Consider the following 21169-nt stretch of genomic DNA (forward strand, 5'->3'; position numbering starts at 1 on the left):
CACTGCAGGCCGCCGCCAGCCGCCGTAGAATCCCGGGCTTTGGCCCGAGGAGCGTTGCAGCGCGGCACCCGCCCATCCGTACACCGGATCGCGTGCCGCGTCAGGCTTGGGCCAGGTGCAGGTTCCCGGCCGGACCGCGCCCACGGTGCCAACGACGCTCACCTGTTGCCATGCCGTTTTTGCAGGTGAGCTTGATGTCGTCCTCTTTCACTCCCCCTCCCATGCGTCTGTCGGGCCTGGAGCCTGTCTCCATCGGCGAGGGCACGCTGTTCGTCAACGTGGGCGAGCGCACCAACGTCACGGGCTCCAAGGCCTTTGCACGCATGATCCTCAACGAGCAGTACGAGGAAGCGCTGTCCGTGGCACGCCAGCAGGTGGAAAACGGCGCCCAGGTGATCGACGTGAACATGGACGAGGCCATGCTGGACAGCAAGGCCGCCATGGTGCGCTTCCTGAACCTGATCGCCTCCGAGCCCGACATCGCCAAGGTGCCGGTCATGGTGGACAGCTCCAAGTGGGAAGTCATCGAGGCCGGCCTGCGCTGCCTGCAGGGCAAGGGCATCGTCAACTCCATCTCCATGAAGGAAGGCCTGGATGAATTCAAGCGCCAGGCCCGGCTGATCAGGCGCTACGGCGCGGCCGCCGTGGTCATGGCCTTCGACGAGAAGGGCCAGGCCGACACCTACCAGCGCAAGATCGAGATCTGCGAGCGCGCCTACCGCATCCTGGTGGACGAGGTGGGCTTCCCGCCCGAGGACATCGTCTTCGACCCCAACATCTTCGCCGTGGCCACCGGCATCGAGGAACACGACAACTACGCCGTGGACTTCATCGAGGCCGTGCGCTGGATCAAGCGCAACCTGCCCGGCGCCAAGGTCTCGGGCGGCGTCTCCAACGTGAGCTTCAGCTTCCGCGGCAACGACCCCGTGCGCGAGGCCATCCACACCGTGTTCCTGTACCACGCCATCTCGGCAGGCATGGACATGGGCATCGTCAACGCCGGCATGGTCGGCGTCTATGACGACCTGGAGCCCCAGCTGCGCGAGCGCGTGGAAGACGTGGTGCTCAACCGCCGCCCTGACGCCGCCGAACGCCTGCTGGAGATTGCCGACGCCGCCAAGGGCGCCGCCAAGGACGACAGCAAGAAGCTCGAATGGCGCGGCACGCCCGAGAACCCGAAGACCGTGGGCGAGCGCCTGTCGCACGCCCTGGTGCACGGCATCACCGACTTCATCGTCGCCGACACCGAAGAGGCCTACCAGCAGATCGTGGTGCAGGGCGGCGGCCGCCCGCTGCACGTGATCGAAGGCCCGCTGATGGACGGCATGAACATCGTGGGCGACCTGTTCGGCGCCGGCAAGATGTTCCTGCCCCAGGTGGTCAAGTCGGCGCGCGTGATGAAGCAGGCCGTGGCCCACCTCGTGCCCTATATCGAAGAGGAAAAGCGTCAGCAGGAGGCGGCGGGCCTCGATGTGTCCAGCAAGGGCAAGATCGTCATCGCCACCGTCAAGGGCGACGTGCACGACATCGGCAAGAACATCGTCACCGTGGTCCTGCAGTGCAACAACTTCGAGGTCATCAACATGGGCGTGATGGTGCCCTGCCATGAGATCCTGGCCCGGGCCAAGGCCGAGGGCGCGGACATCATCGGCCTGTCGGGCCTGATCACGCCCAGCCTCGAAGAGATGCAGTACGTCGCCGGCGAGATGCACAAGGACGACTACTTCCGCATCAAGAAGATTCCGCTGCTGATCGGCGGCGCCACCTGCTCGCGCGTGCACACCGCCGTCAAGATCGCGCCCAAGTACGAAGGCCCCGTGGTCTACGTGCCCGATGCCTCGCGCAGCGTCAGCGTGGCCCAGAGCCTGCTGGGCGAGAACAAGGGCAACTACCTGGCCGAGATCCAGGCCGACTACGACAAGGTCCGCACCCAGCACGCCAACAAGAAGAAGACACCGCTTTGGCCGCTGGCAAAGGCCCGCGCCAACGCCACGCCCGTGGACTTCGCCCAGGCCCCCGTGGCGCCGCGCGCCCTGGGCCGGCGCGTGTTCCGCAACTTCGACCTGGCCGAGATCGCCGAGTACATCGACTGGGGCCCGTTCTTCCAGACCTGGGACCTGGCCGGCCCCTATCCGGCCATCCTCGACGACGAGATCGTCGGCGTCGAGGCGCGCAAGGTGCTGGCCGACGGCCAGGCCATGCTCAGGAAGATCATCAAAGGCCGCTGGCTGCAGGCCAACGGCGCCATCGGCCTGTTCCCTGCCAACCGCGTGGGCGACGACATCGAGTTCTATGCCGACGAGTCCCGCAGCCAGGTGCTGATGACCTGGTACGGCATGCGCCAGCAGACCGAAAAGCAGATGGTGGAAGGCCCGGATGGCCGGCCCGTGATGCGCCCCAGCCGCTGCCTGTCCGACTTCGTGGCCACCAAGGAATCGGGCATCCAGGACTACGCTGGCCTGTTCGCCGTCACGGCCGGCATCGGCGCCGAGAAGAAGGACAAGGAGTTCCAGGACGCGCTGGACGACTACTCCGGCATCATGTTCAAGGCCCTGGCCGATCGCCTGGCCGAGGCCTTCGCCGAATGCCTGCACCAGCGCGTGCGCAAGGACCTGTGGGGCTATGCGCCCGACGAGGACCTCAGCAACGAAGCGCTGATCAAGGAACAGTACAAGGGCGTGCGCCCCGCGCCCGGCTACCCGGCCTGCCCCGACCACAGCGCCAAGACCGACCTGTTCGCCGTGCTCAAGGCCGACGAGATCGGCATGACGCTGACAGAGAGCCTGGCCATGAACCCGGCCTCCAGCGTCAGCGGCTTCTACATCGGCCACCCCGACTCCGTCTACTTCAACGTCGGCGAGATCGGCGAGGACCAGCTCGCCGACATGGCCGCGCGCCGGGGCGTGGACATCGAGGAGCTGCGCAGGCTGCTGGCGCCGAATCTGGGGTGATCGCTGGCTGGTGACATCAACCAGTTGTTTAATATTTCGCTATTTTGGACAAAATCGTTTGTCTTCGGCTTTAATAGCGAAATGCCGCGCAAACCGCCCGTCGTCTTTCCGCAGGAGCAGCGCCTGCTTTCCGAACTCGGGGAGCGACTGCGCCTTGCACGCAAGAGGCGCAAGCTGAGCAACGAGGTGGTGGCGCAGCGCGCGGGGCTTTCGAGGACCACGGTGTACAAGGTCGAGTCCGGCGATCCCGGTGCCACGCTGGGGTCCTACGTCCGGGTACTGGCTGTGCTCGGACTTGAAGGCGATCTCGGCCAGCTTGCGGCGGACGACCGGGTGGGGCGCAAGCTGCAGGATCTGGCGCTGGAACCCGTGCCGGTGGCAAAGCGCCGCAAGGCCAAAGCGGCATCGGTCGCAACGCCTGAAGATTCGGCATGAGCAAGCAGGACAACGCCCTGGAAGTCTGGCTGGACGACGATCTCGGCCCTGCCTGCCAGGTCGGCACCCTGGCCCATGACCGTGGGCAGATCCGCTTTCACTACGACCGCGACTGGCTCAAGGACCCTCGTGTCTTCGCTCTGGATCCGGACCTTTCCCTGGACGAGCATCCCTTTTTCCCAAAGCCCGAGTTGGGCAACTTCGGCATCTTCCTGGACTCGTCTCCCGACCGCTGGGGCCAGACGCTCATGAAGCGCCGTGAGGCGCTGCAGGCCAAGGACGAACAGCGGCCTGCCCGCACCCTCTATGCCTGGGACTTCCTCATTGGCGTACAGGACCAGACGCGTCAGGGCGCACTGCGCTTTCGTCGGCCGGGCACGGAGACCTTTCTTGGCGACGAGAAGATGGCGGCGCCGCCGGTGACGACCCTGCGCGAGTTGGAGGCGGTGGCCTACCAGCTCAGCAGCCGGCGTATTGACGACCTTGACGCGCTGCGCAAGTGGCTTGCCGTGCTCGTCGCGCCAGGCGCCTCTCTGGGTGGGGCGAGGCCGAAGGCCAACTTCACGCAGGCCGATGGCTCGCTGTGGATTGCCAAATTTCCCGCCCGCGACGATGACCGCGACATCGGGGCCTGGGAGTATGTCGTTCACCAACTGGCCCGAAAGGCCGGCGTGGATGTGCCGCCCGCGAAGCTGATCCAGTTCAACAATGGCTTGCACACCTTCTGTGTGCAAAGGTTTGACCGTGCGCATGGTGCGCGGCGGTTCTATGCCTCGGCGATGACGCTGCTGCGCAAGGCGCACAGCGAAGGTACGAGCTATCTGGAACTGGCCCAGTTCATCCGGTCCCAGGGCGATGCCGGGCATGCGGATTCCGACCTGGCGCAGCTGTTCCGGCGCGTGGCGTTCAACGTCGCCGTTGGCAATCGCGACGATCACCTGCGCAATCACGGCTTCGTTCTGGGCAGGACAGGGTGGTGCCTCGCCCCGGCGTTCGATGTCAATCCGAACATCGACAAGGCCGAGCATGTCTTGAACATCGACGACATCGACAACCGGCCCAGCCTGGAGACGGTTCTCGGCACGGCGTCGTTCTACGGACTTGACCGCAACCAGGCCCGGCAGATACTGGGCGAGGTCGCGGCGGTGGTCGATGGATGGCAGGCAGCTGCGCGCAGGATCGGCATCACCAGTGCCGATATCCAGCTGTCGGAATCCGCCTTTTCGGCCCATGCGGAGTTCCGGGCTTCCGCCGGTTAGCGGCAAGAACGCCTACTTGTCAGTCCAGGGCGCGGACTTCCACAGCGCGGTGAAGTCTGCCGTGGCCTTGTCCAGGCGGGTCTTCCAGGCCGCGCCCTCCACATAGTCCATTTCGGTGAACTGCTGGCGCATCTGCTTGTGGAACTCGGGGTCGGCCGCGATGGCGCGCAGGGCCTCGGTCAGTCGCTGCTGCACGGCAGCGGGAAGGCCGGCCGGTGCCACGATGCCGCGCTCCGAATTGAACACCAGCTTCACGTTCTGCTCGTTGAAGCTGGGCACGTTGGGTGCCAGGCTGGAGCGCGCGGGGCTGGCCTGGGCCAGGATGCGTACCTTGCTCTCGAAGGGCATGACCTCGCCCAGGTTCATGCCGCCAATGGTCACATGGCCGCCCAGCACGGCCGTGCGCAGCGGGCCCGCGCCGTTGTAGGGCACGTGGTTCAGCCGGGTGCCCGTCAGGCGCTCGAACAGCACCATGGCCAGGTGGTCGTCGGTGCCCACGCCCGTCGATCCGTAGCTGATCTCGCCGGGCCGGGCCTTGGCGTCCGCGATCAGGTCGGCCAGGTTTTTGTACTTGCTGTCCGCCAGCACGCTGAAGGCGCTGGGGTCGCGCACCAGGTTGGCGATATAGGTGAAGTCCGTCGGCCTGAACTGCGTGCGCCGCTCAATGGGCAGGGTCACGAGGCCCGGCATGTTGGTCATACCGATCACATGGCCGTCGGGCGCGGCCTTGGCCACATAGGCCAGGCCCAGCTCGCCCGAGGCGCCCAGCTTGTTGGACACCACGACCTGGGTGCCCAACTGCTTGCCCAGGTGCACGGCCAGCGTGCGTGCCGTGATGTCCGTGCCGCCGCCGGCTGCAAAGCCCACGACGAGTTCGATGGGTTTTTCGGGCCAGGCGGCCAGGGCAGGGGCGGCCGCCAGGGCCAGCGTGGCGAGGCACAGACCCAGCGCGTGGCGACGGTTGGGGTGGTTGCGGATGGTCATATGTCTCCTTGTTGGAATGGGTGTCGGGTGCGGTCTTGGCAGGGCTTTCAGGCGGCGTCGGATGGCACGGCCGGGCAGCCCCAGTCGGCCCAGAGCTTGGCCACGGCGGCATAGTCTTCGCGGCCGTAGCCGGCGGCGGCGGCCATGTCGTAGACGCTGTGCGAGCCTTGTATGGCGAACAGCGGCACGCCCAGCGTCTGGGCCAATTGCAGGGCCAGCACCGAATCCTTGCGCGCCGCATCCAGCGGCATGCCGCCCGCGTAGTCGCCCTGGACGATGCGCTCGGCATAGCGGTAGGTCAGCGGCCGGTGCAGGCCCATCTGCGCATCGGACAGCAGGGCGATGAGCTTGTCGCACTGCACGCCGGCGGCCGTGGCCATGGCGCCGGCCTCGGCCACGACCACCATCACCGCATGGGCGACGGCGTTGTTGATCACCTTGGCCGCCGCGCCCGCGCCCAGCGCGCCGAACCAGGTCTGGCGGCTGGCAATGGCATCCAGCACCGGCTGCACGCGCGCAATCGCCTCGGGCGATCCGCCCAGCGCCAGCGAGGCCGTGCCGGCCACCATCTGGCCCACGCCAGCCATGATGGAGGCGTCGATCAGGTCCACTCCATAAGGCGCCAGCAGCTTGTGCTGCGCATGGATGTGCTCGGGATTGACCGTGCTGGTCTCCACCACCACGGCGCCGCGCGGCAGCCGGGGCGCGATCTGCGCGAGCACGGACAGCGAGATGGCGGGCGAGGGCAGGCACAGCACCACGGTCTGCGTGGCGGATACATCCTCGGGCCCGGTGATGGCGGCGGCGCCGAAGCTGTCCTGCGCGCGCTGACGTTGCGCGGCGTCGAGGTCGAAGACCTGGGTGGCGAAATGGCGGCCTATGCGTTCGGCCAGCGGGTAGCCCATATTGCCGAGGCCGTAGATGGCGACGCGAGTGTTCTGGTTCATGGTGCTTGTCTCTGCTGTGTTGGGAAAGGGCTTCACTTGGCCACGGACAACGGCTGGGCGTGCAGGCCGAAGTACATGCTCTTGACCTGGGCGTACAGGCGCAGCCCGTCTATGCCCTTTTCGCGGCCTATGCCGCTGTTCTTGAAGCCGCCGAAGGGCGTGCTGGTCACCGACTGCTTGTAGGTGTTGATCCAGACCGAGCCGGCCTCCAGCGCACGACCCATGCGCCAGGCGCGCTGGAAGTTCTCGGTCCAGATGCCGCAGGCCAGACCGAAGGCCGTGCCGTTGGCCTGGGCGACGAGGTCCGCCTCGTCCTTGAAGGGCAGGGCCACGAGCACGGGGCCGAAGGCTTCTTCCTGGCAGGATGCGGCGCTGGCCGGCAGGCCGTCGATCACCGTGGGCAGGTAGAAGGCCCCGCCGTCGAAGTCCGTGCCCGTGGGCGCCGCGCCGCCGCACAGCACGCGGCCACCCTCGGCGCGCGCACGCTCCACGAAGGCCGCCACGCGCTCGCGGTGGTGGAACGAGGCCAGCGGGCCCATCTCCACGCCCTCGGCGTCGGGCTGTGCCAGGCGCAGGCCTTTGGCGCGCGCCACCACCTGCTCCAGCACCTCGTCATAGATGCCCTGCTCGATGAACAGGCGCGAGCCCGCCACGCAGGACTGGCCTGCCGAGCCGAAGATGCCCGCCACCACGGCGGCCACGGCATGCGTGCGGTTGGCGTCGGCAAACACCACGTGCGGCGACTTGCCGCCCAACTCCAGCGCGGCGGGCACCAGGCGGTCGCCGGCCACGCGGGCAATGGCCCTGCCTGAGGTCGTCCCGCCCGTGAACGAGATCATGCGGATGCCCGGATGCGCGACCAGGGCGGCGCCCACATCGGCCCCGCGGCCCTGCACCACCTGCAGCATGTCCTGCGGCAGGCCGGCCGCCAGCGCGATGCGCGCCAGCTCGGGCGCCAGCAGCGGAGAATCTTCCGAGGGCTTGAGGATCACCGCATTGCCGGCCGCCAGCGCGGGCGCGACCTTGGTGGCGTCGTTCATGATGGGCGAGTTCCACGGCGTGATGGCTGCCACCACGCCAAAGGGCTCCAGCACGGTGAAGGACACATAGTCGCCGCGAGCCGGCGTCACATCGGTCTCCAGCGTCTCGCAGACGCCTGCGTAGTAGCGGAAGGTGCCTATGGCCGACTCCACCATGCCCCGGCATTCGCCCAGCGGCTTGCCGTTGTCCTGCATCTGCAGCCGTGCCAGAGACTCCTTCTCGGCGGCCAGGCCGTCGGCGATGGCCTGCAGCACCAGGGCGCGCTTGTGGGGCAGCAGCGACTTCCAGCCAGAATGGTGGAAGGCATGCCAGGCCCGCGTGACGGCAGCGTCCAGTTGCTCGGGCGTGGTGGTGGCGATGCGGGCGATCTCCTGCCCGTTGGCGGGATTGGTGCTGATGATTTCGGCGGCGTGCGTGGAGGCCATGAGAGGGTTCCTGGGTTGACTTTCGGGCGCAGTCTAGGAGTGCGCGGCGCGAAACTCAACGGGCACGTTGTCGCCAAAAAAGGCGATGAAACTATCAATAAGATGCAGGGCGGGCGAGGCCTGGAGCATGGCTTGCATGCACTTGCCACCCCGACTGAAAGAACCAAGAGACATGAGCAAGCAACAGCGATCAGGCCGGGAAAAAGAGGCCGCCTTTCCCCATGCGGCGCTGCCGGCGCAGGTGGCGGCCGTGATAGCCGCCATAGAGACGGACATCATCCGGGGCCGCATCCTGCCCCGCACGCGGCTGATCGAAGACCACCTGATGGAAGACTACGAGGCCAAGCGCCACGTGGTGCGTGCCGCGCTGACCGAGCTGCAGCGCCTGGGCGTCGTGGTCAAGCCGCCCCATTTGGGAGCCCGCATACGGCGCTTCGATGCGCAAAGCCTGCAAGACCTCTACCACCTGCGCAGCGTGCTGCACGCGGCGGCCGTGCAGGCCATGCAACTGCCGGTGCCGCCAGAACGCCTGGAGCCAGTGGCCCATGCCGCGCACGAACATGCGCTGGCCGTGGAGTCCGGCGACCTGATCGCCATCCACCGCACCAACATGGCCTTCCACCGATTGTTCTACGGCCTGTGCGACAACCCTTATCTGGAAGAGTCGATACGCCTGCACGACTGGCTGAGCTTTCCCGCACGCGCCTATGCGATTGCCGACCAGGAGGCGCTGGTCGTGGCGCGGCAGGAGCATGCGTTGATGGTCGAGGCGCTGGAGGCTGGCGACAGGAATTTGCTGTGCGACCTGGCCCTGCGCCATATGGGGCGCGCCCGGCAGATCTATGCGGAACGCTATCTGCTGCGCTAGCGGTATGCCACTGTGTGGCGCAATGGCGCCCTACAAGGGCCCGGTGCACGCCAGCCGAACCCGCACCTCCTTGTTGGCGACCAGGGCCGGGTCGGTCGCAAGGACGAGTTTTCTCTCCCCTCCGCTGCCCAGGTCGATCAGGCCTTCCTGCAGTTCCTGCCGGACGCCCCCTCGGTTCACGCTGCTCGTGTAGGTCGCCAGAGCCGAAAGGCATCCGCACTCGCCAATCGATTTGCGCAGTTGAACACGGGTGTTCGCCCACACCACGTTGGACTCTGTGGAAGTCTTCGTCGCCGTGATCGACACGCAGGCTGAAAGATCGTTCTGAAACGTTATCTGGTCGGCATGGGCGGCAAAGGCGGACCCAGCCAAGAGAGCGGCCGATATTGCGTATCTGTTCATGCCGTACAAGTGTGCCTCCGTTCGGTTGGATGCCCGATGCCGTGCCCAAAAAACAAGGCGCACGAGGCGCCTTGTCATGGGTCGGCGGGATGGGTCCTCAGAGCCCGACTTCCTTGTTGTATGCCTTGCGCGCCGTCACGGCCGTGTCCGTGAAGTCGGTGAACACGCCGTCGATGCCCAGGCGGTAGTAGGCCAGGTATTCCTGCACCGGGTCGCCCTTGTACAGGCCGGCCAGGCGGCCCGGCTCGTTGCGGAAGGTGAAGCTGTGCACGATCAGGCCGGCCTTGTGGGCGTCGCGGATCAGGCCCGTGTCCTTGACGGTGTTCACGTCCTTGAGGCCGGCGCCGTCCTTGTAGGGCACGACGGAGTGGGCCAGGACCTGGGGCTTCCAGGGGCCGATGCCGTCGGCATAGGTCTTGATATCGGCAAGGCCCGCGGGCGTGAGCATGGCGGCGAAGGTGCGCGCATCGCCGGCCAGGGTCCAGCTGTAGGGGCGGCCGCTGATGAAGGTCCACTCATCGTTGGTGATGTAGACCATGGAGCCGTCGCGCAGGCTGAAGTCGTTGCCGTCGATCAGCTGCACGCCCTTGGCCTTCATGCCGGCCTGGCGCAGGTACTTGAGGCTGGCCGGGTCGAAGCTCTGGATGTAGATGGCCGAGTCCTTGGCATTGAGCTTGTTCTGGTCCAGCAGCTTGATCACGGCGTCCTCGAAGGGACGCGAGCCGGGCGCGCCGCAGCCGTTGGCGATCGCCTGCTGGTTGTTCCAGTACGGGTTCTTGGTCTCGGCGTAGACGGGGATGGTGCGGCCCAGGGCCTTGCCCTTGGCGGCGGCGATGTCCAGCACGTCCTGGGCGCTGATCAGGGGCAGCTTGCCGTTCCACTCGGTGGGGCGCTCGCTGCGGTTGTCCAGGATGGTGCCGCCCAGCCAGCTGCGCAGCTCCTGCAGCGTGAAGTCGCTGATGGACCAGTCGTTGCGGTGGTCCTCGCCATCGACCACCAGGGCCTTGAGCACGGACTTGGGATCGTTGGCGTCCAGCTGGTCGCTCAGGTATTGCGAGGGGCCGTTGGCAGGCACGGCGGGGTACTTCACGTTGACCAGCACGCCGGCCGCAGTGCGCTGGCGGCGCGCCACTTCGGCATTGGTCTTGGCCACGTCGGCCACGTTGGTGCTGTCGCTGAGCCAGGCGTTGTGGCGGGCGACCAGCTGGCAGTCCTTCGTCATGTGCATGTCGAGTTCGAGCATGTCCGCGCCTGCATCGGCGGCGGCCTCGTAGGCCATGCGCGTCTGCTCCGGGAACTTGCCCGAGAAGCCGCGGTGGGCGATCACCTGGGGCTGCTTTCCGTCGAGCGTGAGGTAGAACGAGCCGCCGTCACCGCCGCAGGCCGTGAGGACTGCAGCCGCGCAAAGGGACGCGAGCAGGGGAGTGCGGGAAAAGGACATAGGACGTTGGGTCATATCCGAAGCAGTGGTGGGTTGATGAACGGCGCGCAATGCGCCAGTCCAGCAGGGTATTCAGTCCGCCATGTCGGCACCATGACAGTGCGCCCCGCATGGCCCAGATTGGCGTTTTAGCGACGGTCGGTGGAATTTTGCCGACCCTCCGACACAGGGTTATCCCCCAAACAGGGGCGCCAGCGTGGCGCGCAGGCGGTCGCTGGCGCCCTGCGCCTCGGGCGGGCGGATCTCCAGCGAGCGTTCCACCGTGCCGATATGCTCCAGCAGCAGGGCCTTGGCGCCCTCGGTGTCGCCGCGCTCCAGCGCCTCGACGATGCGTTCGTGCTCGGCGCAGGACTGGCTGGCGCTGTGCGTGGACTGGAACAATGTGGCCGCCAGCGTGGTGCGCGCCGTGAGGTCGCGCAGCGTGAGCGCCAGCAGGCGGTGGCCCATCTGCTCGGCCAGGCAGACGTGGAAGTCGGCCAGCAGGAAGGCGCGCGTGGCCGCGTCGGCGCCGGCAATGGCGTCCTGCTCCTGGGCGATGTGGCGGCGCAGCTGGCCGATCACGCTTTGCATCGGGCGGCCGGCTTCGCCCAGGATGCCGGTCTCGATGATGCGGCGCGCCGCGAAGGCGTCCTGCGCCTCCTCGGCCGAGGGCTGGACCACGTACCAGCCGCGCCGGGGCTGCACCTGCACGAAGCCGCGCGCCTGCAGTTGCATCAGCGCCTCGCGCACCATGGTGCGGCTGACCGCGAAGTTGTCGGCCAGCTCCTGCTCCCCCAGCCGCTCGCCGGGCGCCAGTTTCTGGGCCAGGATGGCTTCGACCACGCGTTCGGCGATGTGCTGGGGGCTTACAGGTGTCATTGCGTTGCAGGGTGGGCAGGAGTCACGGTTGCGGGGACGGCGGCGGCGCCGGAGGGATCGGCGTCGGGCCCCTGATTGTCGGCCAGGCCGTCGAGCACGGCATGGGCGCGCTCGCGGTCGATATCACCTTCCCAGGCCGCGATGGCCACGGTGGCCACGCAGTTGCCGATCAGGTTGCCCAGCGCGCGGGCAATGCCCATGAACCAGTCCACCGACAGCACCAGCACCAGTCCGATGGCGGGGATGGCCGGAATCGCATGCAGCGTGGCCGCCAGCACCACGATGGCCGAGCCCGGCACGCCGTGGGCGCCCTTGGAGGTCACCAGCGCAATCGCCAGGATGGTCAGCAGGTCGGCCATGCCGATGGGCGTGTTCGTGGCCTGGGCGATGAACACGGCGGCCAGCGTGATGTAGATGGAGAAGGCGTCCAGGTTGAACGAGTAGCCCGTGGGAATCACCAGGCCCACGGTGGAGTCGCGCACGCCCATGTTGCGCAGCTTGGCCATGATCTGGGGCAGCACGCTGTCCGAGGAGGTAGTGGCGAAGACCACCATCAACTCCTCGCGCAGGTAGCGCAGCAGCTTGATCAGGCTGAAGCCCGAAAAGCGCATCACCAGCCCCAGCACCACGAAGACGAAGAAGATCACTGCCACGTAGAACAGCAGCACCAGCATGCCCAGCTGCTTGAGCGAGCCTATGCCGTACTGGCCCACGGTGAAGGCGATGGCACCCAGCACGCCCAGCGGGGCCAGCTTGATGAGGATGCCCATGATCTTGAACAGCACGTTCGACAGCGTGTCGATCAGCGCATGCACGGGCGCGCCGCGCTCGCCCAGCATGGTCAGCGCGCAGCCGAACAGCACGGCGAACAGCAGCACCTGCAGCACGTCGCCCGTGGCAAAGGCCTGCACCACGGTGGTGGGGATGAGCTTCATCAGGAAGTCCACCGTGCCGCCGCTGGTCAGCTTGTCGGCGTTGCTGGCATAGGCGCTCATGGCCGAGGCGTCGAGCTTGCTCGGGTCCACGTTCATGCCCGCGCCGGGCTGGAACACGAAGGCCAGCACCAGGCCCAGCACCAGGGCGATGGTGGTCAGCACCTCGAAGTAGATCAGCGACTTGACGCCGACCCGGCCCACGCGCTTGAGGTCGCCCGCGCCCGCGATGCCGTGCACCACCACGCAGAACACCAGCACGGGAATGATCATCTTGATGAGCTTGATGAAGCCATCGCCCAGGGGCTTGAGCTTCACGGCCCATTCAGGGGCCAATATTCCGGCGAGCACACCCAGGATGAGTGCGATCACCACCTGTCCGAACAGTGATCTGGCAAAGCGGCGCATAGTCGTCTTTCGCAAGTTGTGGAATCTTGTATGCAAGTGGATTTACAACTTGCATGCAAGAATGTAGACAAGCGAAACGCGTGCCAGCAGAGGGTATTCCCTGCAGATTTGCGGCACTCCAGAGAGCATCAGCCCTGACTTTTTCTGCATGAAATCCGCCGATGCGGGCGGGCCTCCCCGCCGTGGTGCAGGGCGGGTGGCCGGCATGCCCGCGCATGGTGCGCAGGCGGGTGCGCGGGCGGGGCGCAGGCCCCGTGGCGGGGCATGCGGGGCATGCGCGGGCGCGGTGCCTTGCGCACCGCACCGGGATCAGCGCAGGTTGCGCTCCAGCGCGCGGTCCTTGATGAAGAAGGCCGCGAACAGGCCCAGCGTCACGCCGAACATCACATAGAAGGCCGGCGCCATGGGCGAGCCCGTGGAGCGGATCAGCCAGGTCACGATGAACTGCGCGAAGCCGCCGAAGATCATCACCGCCACGTTGTAGGCCATGGACATGCCGGCCGAACGCACCTGGGGCGGGAACAGCTCGGCCATCACCGTGCTGAACACGCCGAAGAACACGGCCACGAACACGCAGACCACCAGCTGGGTGATCAGCAGCTTCTGCACCGTGGGGCCGTCGGTCAGCCAGGCATACAGCGGGTAGAGCACCACCAGGTAGCCGATCAGCGAGCCGATGGTCAGCATGCGGCGGCCCACGCGGTCCGACAGGGCGCCGAAGAACGGCATGATCACCACCATCAGCGCGGCGCCGGCCATCTGCACCATGAAGGCATCGCGCATGGGCAGCTTCAGCGTCACCGTGGCATAGGTCACCAGGTAGGTGAAGGTGATGTAGATGGACACCGTGGCCGTGACCACCAGGCCCATGCCCACCAGCGTCTCGCGCGCATGCGTGCGCAGCATCTCCATGATGCCGATCTGGCGTGCCTTGCCGCTGGCCTGAGCGGCCTGCATTTCCTTGAAGACCTCGGGCTCCTCCACATGGCGGCGGATGTACAGCGCCACGGGAACGATCAGCAGGCCCACGGCGAAGGGCACGCGCCAGGCCCAGGCCATCAGCTCCTCCTCGGTGAAGATCTCGGTGATCAGCGTGCCCGTGGCCGCGCCGATCAGCAGGGCCAGCATCTGGCCGGCCATCTGCCAGGAGCCATAGAAGCCGCGCTTGCCGGGCGGTGCCAGCTCGATCAGCAGTGCCGTGGACGTGCCGAACTCGCCGCCGGCCGCAAAGCCCTGCAGCAGCCGCGCCAGCACGATGAACAGCGGCGCCAGGATGCCCACGGCCGCATAGGTGGGCGCCAGCGTGATCAGCGCGATCGCCACCGCCATCAGGCCGGTCACCATCACCATGGCCGCCTTGCGGCCCTTGCGGTCCCCGTACAGGCCCAGCAGGATGCCGCCCACGGGCCGCATGAAGAAGCCCACGCCGAACACGGCCGTGGTCATCAGGATGCGGTTGATGTTGTCGTCCGGATTGTCGGGATTGCTGGGAAAGAACAGCTTGGCGACGATGGGTGTCATGAAGGCGAACACCAGGAAGTCATACCACTCCAGCGCGTTGCCGATGACGGCGGCCACGATGTTGCGGGTCGAGACGGTTTGCTTGGTCAAAGCAGGGTCCATTTCCGAAAAGGGATTGAAAAGACGGCAGTCACGCCCGGGGCATGGGGCGGCGTGCCTGCCCGGGCCACAACCCGGGCGTACACTGCTTCGCCATATGCAATGCCTATGCCATGGCCTGCGTCGTCCGCGAAGGGGCGGCGCAGGCCATGGCGCAGATGGAACCACATGACTACCTGGAAAAACACCCGCGACTGGCTGGAAACACTGGTCGCATTCGACACCACCAGCCGCAACTCCAACCTGGCGCTGATCGAGTGTGTACGCGATGAGTTGGCCACGCTGGGCGTGAGTGCCCGATTGTTCCACTCTCCGGACGGCGCCAAGGCCAATCTCTTCGCCACTTTGCCGGCCAGCAATGGCGAAACGCAGGGCGGCATCGTGCTGTCCGGCCATACCGACGTGGTCCCGGTCGATGGCCAGCAGTGGAGCACCAACCCCTTTGCGCTCACCGAAAAGGGCGGGCGCCTCTATGGGCGCGGCAGCTGCGACATGAAGGGCTTCATCGCCGCCTCGCTGGCGCTGGTGCCCGAGTTCCTGGCCACGCAGCGCGCCAGGCCCGTGCACCTGGCCTTCTCGTACGACGAGGAAATCGGCTGCGCGGGCGCGCCCGTGATGATCAACCAGCTCAAGGCCGGGGGCGCGCGCTTCGACGGCTGCGTGGTCGGCGAACCCACCAGCATGCAGGTCGTGGTGGCGCACAAGGGCATCAACCTCTACCGCTGCCGCGTGCACGGCAAGGCCGCGCACTCGTCGCTCACGCCGCGCGGCAGCAATGCCATCGAATACGCAGCGCGGCTGATCTGTCGCATCCGGGACATCGCCGACCACTTCAAGGCGCACGGCCCCTACGACGAATTCTTCGACGTGCCCTTCACCACCATGACCACCAACCAGATCCAGGGCGGCATCGCGGTCAACACCATCCCCGAGCTGTGCGAATTCGCCTATGAATTCCGCAACCTGCCCGGCATGTCGGTGGATGGCATCCAGGCCCAGGTCGAGTCCTATGTGCGCGACGAACTGCTGCCGCGCATGCGCGCCGAATTCGCCGACGCGCGCATCGAGATCGAGACCGGCGCCAGCGCCCCCGCGCTGGAAGCCTCGGAGGAAGCCGCCATCACCCAGCTGGTGCGCGCGCTGACCGCCGACCAGGAAAAGCGCAAGGTGGCCTACGGCACCGAGGCCGGCCTGTTCCACAACGCCGGCATTCCCACCGTGGTCTGCGGCCCCGGCTCCATCGAGCAGGCGCACAAGCCCGACGAGTTCGTCGAGCTGGCCCAGCTCGACGCCTGCGAGCGCTTCCTCAGCAAAATGGGCACGAGTCTGTGATCACCCCCTGAGTCGCTTCGCGCCTTCCCCCTCTCTTCGGAGGGGGGCGTACGGGCAGCCGGCGACACCCTTGCTGCGGGGCGGCGCGGCCGGCGTAGGCCCTTGCTCGGTGTCCCTCGCCTTGGGGGCGCGGGAGTTTCGAGGTCAAGCTCAAGAAATCTCGTCTTGCCCCGCTCAGCGCACCGGGATGGCGATGGGCCGCAGCGGCGCGGCGTCGCCGCCGCGGATCTTGAGCGGGCCGCCGATGAAGGCGAACTCGTAGACCTTGTCGCGCGACAAATCGTCCAGCGCCACCAGCTCCATGATGGGCACTCCCTTTTGCGCCAGCAGGTAGCTGTGCAGCGGTACGTAGTCGTCGTCCACCTCGGACGGGAACGTCTCCAGGCTCAGGTTGTCGGCGCCCACGATCATGGCGCCGCCTTCCTCCACCAGGAAGCGCGCGGCATCCAGGCCCAGGCCCGGCGGCTTGGCCATGTAGGCCTGGGGCTGGCCGTAGAGCTTCATGCGGCCCGTGCGCACCAGCACGATGTCGCCCTCCTGCAGCGTCACCTTCTGGCGTGCCAGCGCATCCTTGAGGTCCTGGCGCGTGATGCGGTACTGGTCGGGCAGCATCTCCAGGCCCTTGGCGGCCGCCACGTCGATCAGCACGCCGCGCGCCACCAGCGGCGGGAATTTCTCTATGCCCGTGCGCTGCCAGCCCCGGTCGCCCAGATGCTGGTCGGCGCTGAAGCCGTTCCAGATCCTGCCGCGGATGCCGAAGTGGTTGAGCGCATCGATGTGCGTGCCCGTATGGCTGTACATGGAAAACGCCGTGCCCGTGTAGCTGCGCGTGGCGTTCATGTCCTTGCCCACGTTCATCGGGTCGTCCACCACGGTGCCGCGCGGCGTGTGCGTCATCCAGAACTGGTAGTGCGGATCGCCCGCGTCCTGCCAGCTGGGCATGCCCACGTAGTACTCGGTGGCCAGGTCATAGACCTGCCCGCCTGTGATGCGCTGCAGGATGGCCGCGCGCGAGGCCGGCGTGATCAGGTTCAGGCGGCCGATCTCGTCGGCCGGCCCCCAGGCGCTGGTGCCCACGTCCTGGCGTGCGCCTGCCGGCGGCTCGTGGCCGCCATGGGCCTGGGCGGCGGTGCCCGCGAAGGCGGCGGCCAGGGCGATCACGAGAGAGTGCAGCGCCATGCGGCGAGCGAAGCGTTGGAGAGTCATGCAAGAGTCCTTGGTCTGCTGAAAAAGGGCGCGCATGCCGCGCGCGAGGGAAGGCGGAAAAACGCCGATGAAAAAAGCAAAGACGGGGGCGCTCAGGCCGCCAGGAAGTGCAGCCGTTCGCGCAGCGCAGCCAGCGACTGGGTCTGCAGCGGCGGCAGGCCCGGCGCGATCAGCGTGGGAATGGAGCGCAGGCCCATGCGCTGCGCCAGCGCGCGGTCCTGGCGCACCTGCTCCAGCGCCTGGGCGCCTTCCATGCAGCCCGCGAAGGCATTGCGCTCGAAGCCCGTGCGCGTGGCGATGTCCAGCAGCACTTCGGCGTCGCCGATGTTGCGGTGCTCGCTCATGTGGGCGTGCTGGATGGCGTCGAACAGATCCCAGTGCGCGTCATCGCCGCCCAGGATCTGGGCCGCCTGGCAGGCCAGTGCGCCGGCCATGCCGCTGGGGTACTCGAAGGCCTCGCGGCGCATGCCCTCGATGTCGATGCGGTCCTCGTCGTCATGCTCCGCGCAGGCCTGCCAGTGCTCCAGGATGACCTGCTTGGCGCGCTCCATGGAGCCGAAGGCCGCCACCATCTCGGCGCGCGAGGCCTGCAGCACGAAGCTGCGGTGGCGCACGCGCAGGCCCAGCTCGCGCGCCACCTGGCGCAGGCGTGGCGACATCACGTAGCACCAGCCGCAGACCACGTCATGGAAGAAGTCGATGGCGGGGGCGACGGCGGGCGCCGCAGCAGGCGCCGCCTGCAGGGCCTGCTGCGGCGAGGGGGCCGCCGCATCCTGCGCGGGCAGGGCGCAGGAAAAATCATTGCATTGCGTCATGCTTGTGTCCTTCATGGCTGTGATGGACGGCAAGCGTAGGCCGCAGGCCTCGCGCCAGTAAGGGGCGCGCGCTTGAGGAACTCTTAACGCGGCGTCAACAATCCTCGCCCATGGCGGCAGGCAGCTCCTCGGCCAGGAAGTCCACGAAGGCGCGCACCTTGGGCAGCAGGTGGCGCTGCGTGGGATAGACCGCGTAGACATGGCGGGCCTGCGCGGCCTGGTCCGCAAGGTCCAGTGCGACCAGCTGGCCTGCCGCAATCGCCGGCCGCGCCAGGAACGAGGGCAGGGCGCCAATGCCCAGGCCCGCCACCAGCAGGTCGCGCAGCATCAGGCTGTTGTTGACGTTGGCGCGCGCCTCGGACGGCGCCTGGGGGCTCTCGCCCGCTTCGCGGGGCGCATGCGCCAGGCTGTAGTTCAGCAGCGCATGGCCGCGCAGCCCGGCGGCACTGGCCGGGCGGCCATGCGCCTGCAGATAGGACGGGGCCGCGCACAGCATCTGTGACAGCGAGGCCAGGCGCCGCGCGATCAGCGAGGAGTCCGCCAGCTCCGCGCTCAGGCGGATGGACACATCGAAGCCCTGGCCCACGGCATCCACCAGCCGGTCTTCCATGGACAGGTCGATCTGCAGCTGCGGATGGCGCTGCATGAAGCGCGCCAGCAGCGGCGACAGCGTGCTCAGCGCAAACGACAGCGGCGCATTCACGCGCAGCCGACCGGCCACCTGCTGCGACTGCGCGCGCACCGACTGCTCCAGCGCATCGAATTCATCGAGCAGCCTGCAGCACTCTGCGTAGTAGGCCTGGCCCGTGTCGGTCAGGCTCATGCGGCGCGTGGTGCGCTGCAGCAGCACGGCGCCCAGATGGGCTTCGAGCGCGCGCAGCTGCTTGCTCAGCGCGGCCGAGGACAGGTCCAGCGCGTCGGCCGCCTTGGCGATGGAGCCCAGTTCTACGATGCGCCGGAAGGCGCGCAAGGGGGTCAGCGTATCCATGGGAAAAAGCAAAGAGTAGCGCGCAGCGTAGCAGGCCGCTCGGGTTTGCCGGGGCATGCCTGCGGGGGCAGGGGCGACAATCGCCAGGTACGGCGCGCCCGCCGCGCCCCTTTGTCTTCACCGAATCTGTTCAATCCCATGCCCCAGACCACTCCCGCCTGCCCCCAGTGCGGCCTTGAAAACACCTATCCCGACGCCGCCAGCTACATCTGCCCCGACTGCGCCTTCGAATGGCCCATGCAGGCCGATGAAGAGGCCGGCGAAGCCGCCGCGGGCGACGGCATCGTGCGCGACGCCAACGGCAATGCGCTGGCCGATGGCGATGCGGTGATCCTGGTCAAGGACCTCAAGGTCAAGGGCTCGTCCACCGTGCTCAAGAAGGGCAGCAAGATCAAGGGCATCCGCCTGGTCGATGGTGCCGACGGCCACAACGTGGACTGCAAGACCGAACTGGGCTCCATGCTGCTCAAGTCGGAGTTCCTCAAGAAGGCCTGAGCATGCTGGCGCTGTCGCTTGCGGTATCGGCGGTCCTCGGACTGCTGGCGCTGTGGGTGTTTGCGCCCCTGTTCATTGCGCTGGCCGCGGGCGCGGTGGTGGCCCTCATGCTGCTGACACTGGCCGGCCGTACGGGTCTCACGGGCCGCACCGCGCGCGCCCTGCCCGTGGCGGGCTGGTGGGCCGTTGCGCTGTGCGCCGGCGCGGCCTGCGTGGCCATGCTGGTGCTGCTGCCCGACCGGCTCGATGGCGCGCCCTTCCTCGCCTTCGGCATGGGCCTGCTGGCGGCCACCTGCGCGGGGGCGCTGGTCTGGCTGACGGGCTGGCTGATCGCCGGGCGGCAGCCTGTGCCGGTGTCATGGTGGACCGGATCGGCCCTGGCCGGCCTGGGCGCCTTCCTCGCCCTGCTGCTGGGCGGCCCCGACACGGCGGGCTGGATGGCCTGGCGCGACCAGCTGCGCGGCTACGAGGCCGTGCCGCTGCGCATCGTGCTGGCCGAAGCGCCCACGGCGCAGCGCGAGCAGGCCCTGGCCGAACTGCTGCAGCCCTTGCTGGAGCAGGGCAGCCGTGCCGTCCGCCATCGCCAGTCCACGCGCTTCGGCAACTCGGTAGAGCACGCCGTGGTGCCCGCCCGCTGGCGCTTCGATGGCAGGCTGCTGGAGATCATGCTGGCCGAGAAACCGCCCGCGCCCCTGCTCAGTGCCCATGTCGCTTTGCTGGAGCAGTTCGCCGCCAGCGGCCCCGCCCAGGCGGGCCAGGCACCGTCCTGGCTGATGCTGGCCAGCGCCCAATGCCTGCCGCCGCCACGCCTGCGCGAACTGTCGCGCCTGCTGGGCCAGGGCAGCGAGCTGCTGGCCCGCGCGCGGCGCTGCACGCAGCAGCGCTCGGCGCAATTGCAGCGCCTGTGGCCGCTGCTGGCCGGCAGCGTCGAGCGCGTGGAGGTGGGCGAGGCGCGGCGCTTTCATCCGTGGCTCGGCCTGCAGGGCTGGAAGGCTGTGGCACCTTCCGAAAATCCGGAGCCTTAGGGAAAGTCTGAAAAACTCGTTTTTCGAATCTCTGTGCAGTGAGCCCGCTGGATGGAAGAAAAGCGGGTGGCAATTTGAGGCGCAGTTGGTCTCGAGAGTCGTTTGCCCCGTCCCTTTCGGGGGGCTGGGGCCACATGCGGACGCACTTATGCCTGCAATGCCACCAGCTTCTTACGAGCCATCCACAAGTTGGCCAGTGCAAACAACGTGACGATCTGCCCCGTGTTCTTGGCCAACCCCTTGTAGCGCACCTTGGCAAATCCAAACTGCTGCTTGATGATCCGGAACGGGTGCTCGACCTTGGCGCGGATTCGCGCGTTGGTCGTCTGCATCTCATCGACAAGACGCTCTTTGAGCTGCGACTTGTCTAGTGCCCTGCGTTTGCCCGGACGCATTGCCACGTGCCAGCGCACGTCGCTACGAGCATCATCTTGGCAGTCCAACGCTTGATGTCGTCTTCCATCAGGGTGCTCATCTGTGTTTCCTGTCACGATAGCACCTGAGCAGCAATTCACTGGGTCAATACAACGTCTTGATAGTCGTTGGCAAAGGTACGCGAGCGCTTGACGCGCTGACGATTGCTACTAAGAACAGCGCAGTCCAGTTTGTCGCGGGACACATCGATGCCGAAATTGAGCATGGAAAACCTCCTGGTTGTCGCGCCATGCCCTCTGGGCCGATCTACCTTGTCAATGCAGGCTCACCGCCGTAGGCGGGGCCTTTGCTACCGTCCGATC

At 67.2% G+C, this 21169-nt stretch carries 19 protein-coding genes, 1 pseudogene and 1 riboswitch; of the genes and pseudogenes, 7 read left to right on the forward strand and 13 right to left on the reverse strand.

All coding sequences use genetic code 11. From position 1 onward, the window contains the following. Positions 1 to 40: 40 nt before the first annotated feature. A riboswitch (S-adenosyl-L-homocysteine riboswitch) is annotated at positions 41 to 167 on the forward strand. A 27-nt stretch (positions 168 to 194) separates the two neighbouring features. From metH to A9976_RS24865, 3 genes are read left to right on the forward strand one after another with little or no spacing between them, the layout of a single operon-like run. Next, positions 195 to 2951: a methionine synthase gene (metH, locus tag A9976_RS24855; RefSeq protein ID WP_259649294.1), complete on the forward strand. Its 2757-nt coding sequence runs from the start codon at positions 195 to 197 to the stop codon at positions 2949 to 2951. Between the two features lie 24 nt (positions 2952 to 2975). Continuing rightward, positions 2976 to 3386: a helix-turn-helix domain-containing protein gene (locus tag A9976_RS24860; RefSeq protein WP_259649295.1), complete on the forward strand. Its 411-nt coding sequence runs from the start codon at positions 2976 to 2978 to the stop codon at positions 3384 to 3386. Beyond that, positions 3383 to 4645, forward strand: coding sequence for a type II toxin-antitoxin system HipA family toxin (locus A9976_RS24865; RefSeq protein WP_183021213.1), 1263 nt, complete (start codon positions 3383 to 3385; stop codon positions 4643 to 4645). Before A9976_RS24860 ends, A9976_RS24865 begins: the two co-directional genes overlap by 4 nt. Positions 4646 to 4657: 12 nt before the next feature. Here the strand turns inward: A9976_RS24865 and A9976_RS24870 are convergent, their stop codons facing one another. From A9976_RS24870 to A9976_RS24880, 3 genes are read right to left on the reverse strand one after another with little or no spacing between them, the layout of a single operon-like run. Beyond that, a complete protein-coding gene (locus A9976_RS24870) occupies positions 4658 to 5629 on the reverse strand; it encodes a tripartite tricarboxylate transporter substrate binding protein (protein WP_183021214.1) in 972 nt (323 codons plus the stop codon). A gap of 47 nt (positions 5630 to 5676) precedes the next feature. Continuing rightward, positions 5677 to 6576 (reverse strand): NAD(P)-dependent oxidoreductase, encoded by a 900-nt coding sequence (locus A9976_RS24875; protein ID WP_183021215.1) that lies wholly within the window; start codon positions 6574 to 6576, stop codon positions 5677 to 5679. Between the two features lie 32 nt (positions 6577 to 6608). Then, positions 6609 to 8042: an aldehyde dehydrogenase gene (locus A9976_RS24880; protein WP_183021216.1), complete on the reverse strand. Its 1434-nt coding sequence runs from the start codon at positions 8040 to 8042 to the stop codon at positions 6609 to 6611. Between the two features lie 172 nt (positions 8043 to 8214). Between A9976_RS24880 and A9976_RS24885 the strand changes: the two genes are divergently transcribed. Next, on the forward strand, positions 8215 to 8910 hold the full coding sequence (locus A9976_RS24885; RefSeq protein WP_061287479.1) for a GntR family transcriptional regulator: 696 nt from the start codon (positions 8215 to 8217) through the stop codon (positions 8908 to 8910). 30 nt (positions 8911 to 8940) lie between these two features. Here A9976_RS24885 and A9976_RS24890 read toward each other — a convergent pair whose 3' ends face one another. From A9976_RS24890 to A9976_RS24910, 5 genes are all read right to left on the reverse strand, one after another. Next, a complete protein-coding gene (locus tag A9976_RS24890; RefSeq protein ID WP_183021307.1) occupies positions 8941 to 9312 on the reverse strand; it encodes a DUF2195 family protein in 372 nt (123 codons plus the stop codon). Between the two features lie 97 nt (positions 9313 to 9409). Then, entirely contained in the window at positions 9410 to 10753 is a 1344-nt protein-coding gene (locus A9976_RS24895) for a glycerophosphodiester phosphodiesterase family protein (RefSeq protein WP_183021308.1), read from the reverse strand. Positions 10754 to 10924: 171 nt separating this feature from the next. Beyond that, positions 10925 to 11611 (reverse strand): GntR family transcriptional regulator, encoded by a 687-nt coding sequence (locus tag A9976_RS24900; RefSeq protein WP_183021217.1) that lies wholly within the window; start codon positions 11609 to 11611, stop codon positions 10925 to 10927. Next, a complete protein-coding gene (locus tag A9976_RS24905) occupies positions 11608 to 12951 on the reverse strand; it encodes a C4-dicarboxylate transporter DctA (RefSeq protein ID WP_183021309.1) in 1344 nt (447 codons plus the stop codon). The genes A9976_RS24900 and A9976_RS24905 overlap by 4 nt, the downstream gene beginning before the upstream one ends. A 309-nt stretch (positions 12952 to 13260) precedes the next feature. Then, entirely contained in the window at positions 13261 to 14574 is a 1314-nt protein-coding gene (locus A9976_RS24910) for an MFS transporter (protein WP_071953865.1), read from the reverse strand. A 165-nt stretch (positions 14575 to 14739) separates the two neighbouring features. Here A9976_RS24910 and argE point away from each other — a divergent pair, with 165 nt between their 5' ends. After that, a complete protein-coding gene (argE, locus tag A9976_RS24915) occupies positions 14740 to 15903 on the forward strand; it encodes an acetylornithine deacetylase (RefSeq protein WP_183021218.1) in 1164 nt (387 codons plus the stop codon). Between the two features lie 174 nt (positions 15904 to 16077). On the opposite strand, the gene A9976_RS24920 is transcribed toward argE, so the two are convergent. The 3 genes from A9976_RS24920 to A9976_RS24930 form a co-directional block, all read right to left on the reverse strand. Next, the gene (locus A9976_RS24920; RefSeq protein ID WP_220808847.1) at positions 16078 to 17109 is read right to left on the reverse strand and encodes a cyclase family protein; all 1032 of its coding nucleotides are present in this window, start codon (positions 17107 to 17109) and stop codon (positions 16078 to 16080) included. Positions 17110 to 17201: 92 nt separating this feature from the next. After that, positions 17202 to 17924: a DsbA family protein gene (locus A9976_RS24925; RefSeq protein WP_183021219.1), complete on the reverse strand. Its 723-nt coding sequence runs from the start codon at positions 17922 to 17924 to the stop codon at positions 17202 to 17204. A 94-nt stretch (positions 17925 to 18018) separates the two neighbouring features. Beyond that, positions 18019 to 18912 carry a LysR family transcriptional regulator gene (locus A9976_RS24930; protein ID WP_046984421.1) on the reverse strand — a complete coding sequence of 298 codons (894 nt, stop codon included), beginning with the start codon at positions 18910 to 18912 and terminating at the stop codon, positions 18019 to 18021. Positions 18913 to 19050: 138 nt separating this feature from the next. Here A9976_RS24930 and A9976_RS24935 point away from each other — a divergent pair, with 138 nt between their 5' ends. Both A9976_RS24935 and A9976_RS24940 read left to right on the forward strand, forming a co-directional pair. After that, complete coding sequence (locus A9976_RS24935; RefSeq protein WP_183021220.1) at positions 19051 to 19407, forward strand: zinc ribbon domain-containing protein YjdM; 357 nt, start codon at positions 19051 to 19053, stop codon at positions 19405 to 19407. A 2-nt stretch (positions 19408 to 19409) separates the two neighbouring features. Then, positions 19410 to 20432, forward strand: a complete 1023-nt coding sequence (locus tag A9976_RS24940) for a hypothetical protein (RefSeq protein WP_183021221.1) — start codon at positions 19410 to 19412, stop codon at positions 20430 to 20432. A gap of 146 nt (positions 20433 to 20578) precedes the next feature. Here the strand turns inward: A9976_RS24940 and A9976_RS31925 are convergent. Continuing rightward, positions 20579 to 20848: pseudogene (locus A9976_RS31925) on the reverse strand (transposase); the annotation flags it as partial. 95 nt (positions 20849 to 20943) lie between these two features. Next, on the reverse strand, positions 20944 to 21072 hold the full coding sequence (locus A9976_RS31480) for a hypothetical protein (RefSeq protein WP_259649296.1): 129 nt from the start codon (positions 21070 to 21072) through the stop codon (positions 20944 to 20946). Positions 21073 to 21169 lie beyond the last annotated feature (97 nt).

Origin of the sequence: Delftia sp. UME58, assembly GCF_014170385.1 — a bacterium.
GTDB lineage: Bacteria > Pseudomonadota > Gammaproteobacteria > Burkholderiales > Burkholderiaceae_C > Comamonas > Comamonas acidovorans.

Coding starts and splice junctions, on each gene's coding strand:
- metH (WP_259649294.1), top strand. CDS start 195: ATGTCGTCCTCTTTCACTCCCCCTCCCATGCGTCTGTCGGGCCTGGAG.
- A9976_RS24865 (WP_183021213.1), top strand. CDS start 3,383: ATGAGCAAGCAGGACAACGCCCTGGAAGTCTGGCTGGACGACGATCTC.
- A9976_RS24870 (WP_183021214.1), bottom strand. CDS start 5,629: ATGACCATCCGCAACCACCCCAACCGTCGCCACGCGCTGGGTCTGTGC.
- A9976_RS24875 (WP_183021215.1), bottom strand. CDS start 6,576: ATGAACCAGAACACTCGCGTCGCCATCTACGGCCTCGGCAATATGGGC.
- A9976_RS24880 (WP_183021216.1), bottom strand. CDS start 8,042: ATGGCCTCCACGCACGCCGCCGAAATCATCAGCACCAATCCCGCCAAC.
- A9976_RS24885 (WP_061287479.1), top strand. CDS start 8,215: ATGAGCAAGCAACAGCGATCAGGCCGGGAAAAAGAGGCCGCCTTTCCC.
- A9976_RS24890 (WP_183021307.1), bottom strand. CDS start 9,312: ATGAACAGATACGCAATATCGGCCGCTCTCTTGGCTGGGTCCGCCTTT.
- A9976_RS24895 (WP_183021308.1), bottom strand. CDS start 10,753: ATGTCCTTTTCCCGCACTCCCCTGCTCGCGTCCCTTTGCGCGGCTGCA.
- A9976_RS24900 (WP_183021217.1), bottom strand. CDS start 11,611: ATGACACCTGTAAGCCCCCAGCACATCGCCGAACGCGTGGTCGAAGCC.
- A9976_RS24905 (WP_183021309.1), bottom strand. CDS start 12,951: ATGCGCCGCTTTGCCAGATCACTGTTCGGACAGGTGGTGATCGCACTC.
- A9976_RS24910 (WP_071953865.1), bottom strand. CDS start 14,574: ATGGACCCTGCTTTGACCAAGCAAACCGTCTCGACCCGCAACATCGTG.
- argE (WP_183021218.1), top strand. CDS start 14,740: ATGACTACCTGGAAAAACACCCGCGACTGGCTGGAAACACTGGTCGCA.
- A9976_RS24920 (WP_220808847.1), bottom strand. CDS start 17,109: ATGACTCTCCAACGCTTCGCTCGCCGCATGGCGCTGCACTCTCTCGTG.
- A9976_RS24925 (WP_183021219.1), bottom strand. CDS start 17,924: ATGACGCAATGCAATGATTTTTCCTGCGCCCTGCCCGCGCAGGATGCG.
- A9976_RS24930 (WP_046984421.1), bottom strand. CDS start 18,912: ATGGATACGCTGACCCCCTTGCGCGCCTTCCGGCGCATCGTAGAACTG.
- A9976_RS24935 (WP_183021220.1), top strand. CDS start 19,051: ATGCCCCAGACCACTCCCGCCTGCCCCCAGTGCGGCCTTGAAAACACC.
- A9976_RS24940 (WP_183021221.1), top strand. CDS start 19,410: ATGCTGGCGCTGTCGCTTGCGGTATCGGCGGTCCTCGGACTGCTGGCG.
- A9976_RS31480 (WP_259649296.1), bottom strand. CDS start 21,072: ATGCTCAATTTCGGCATCGATGTGTCCCGCGACAAACTGGACTGCGCT.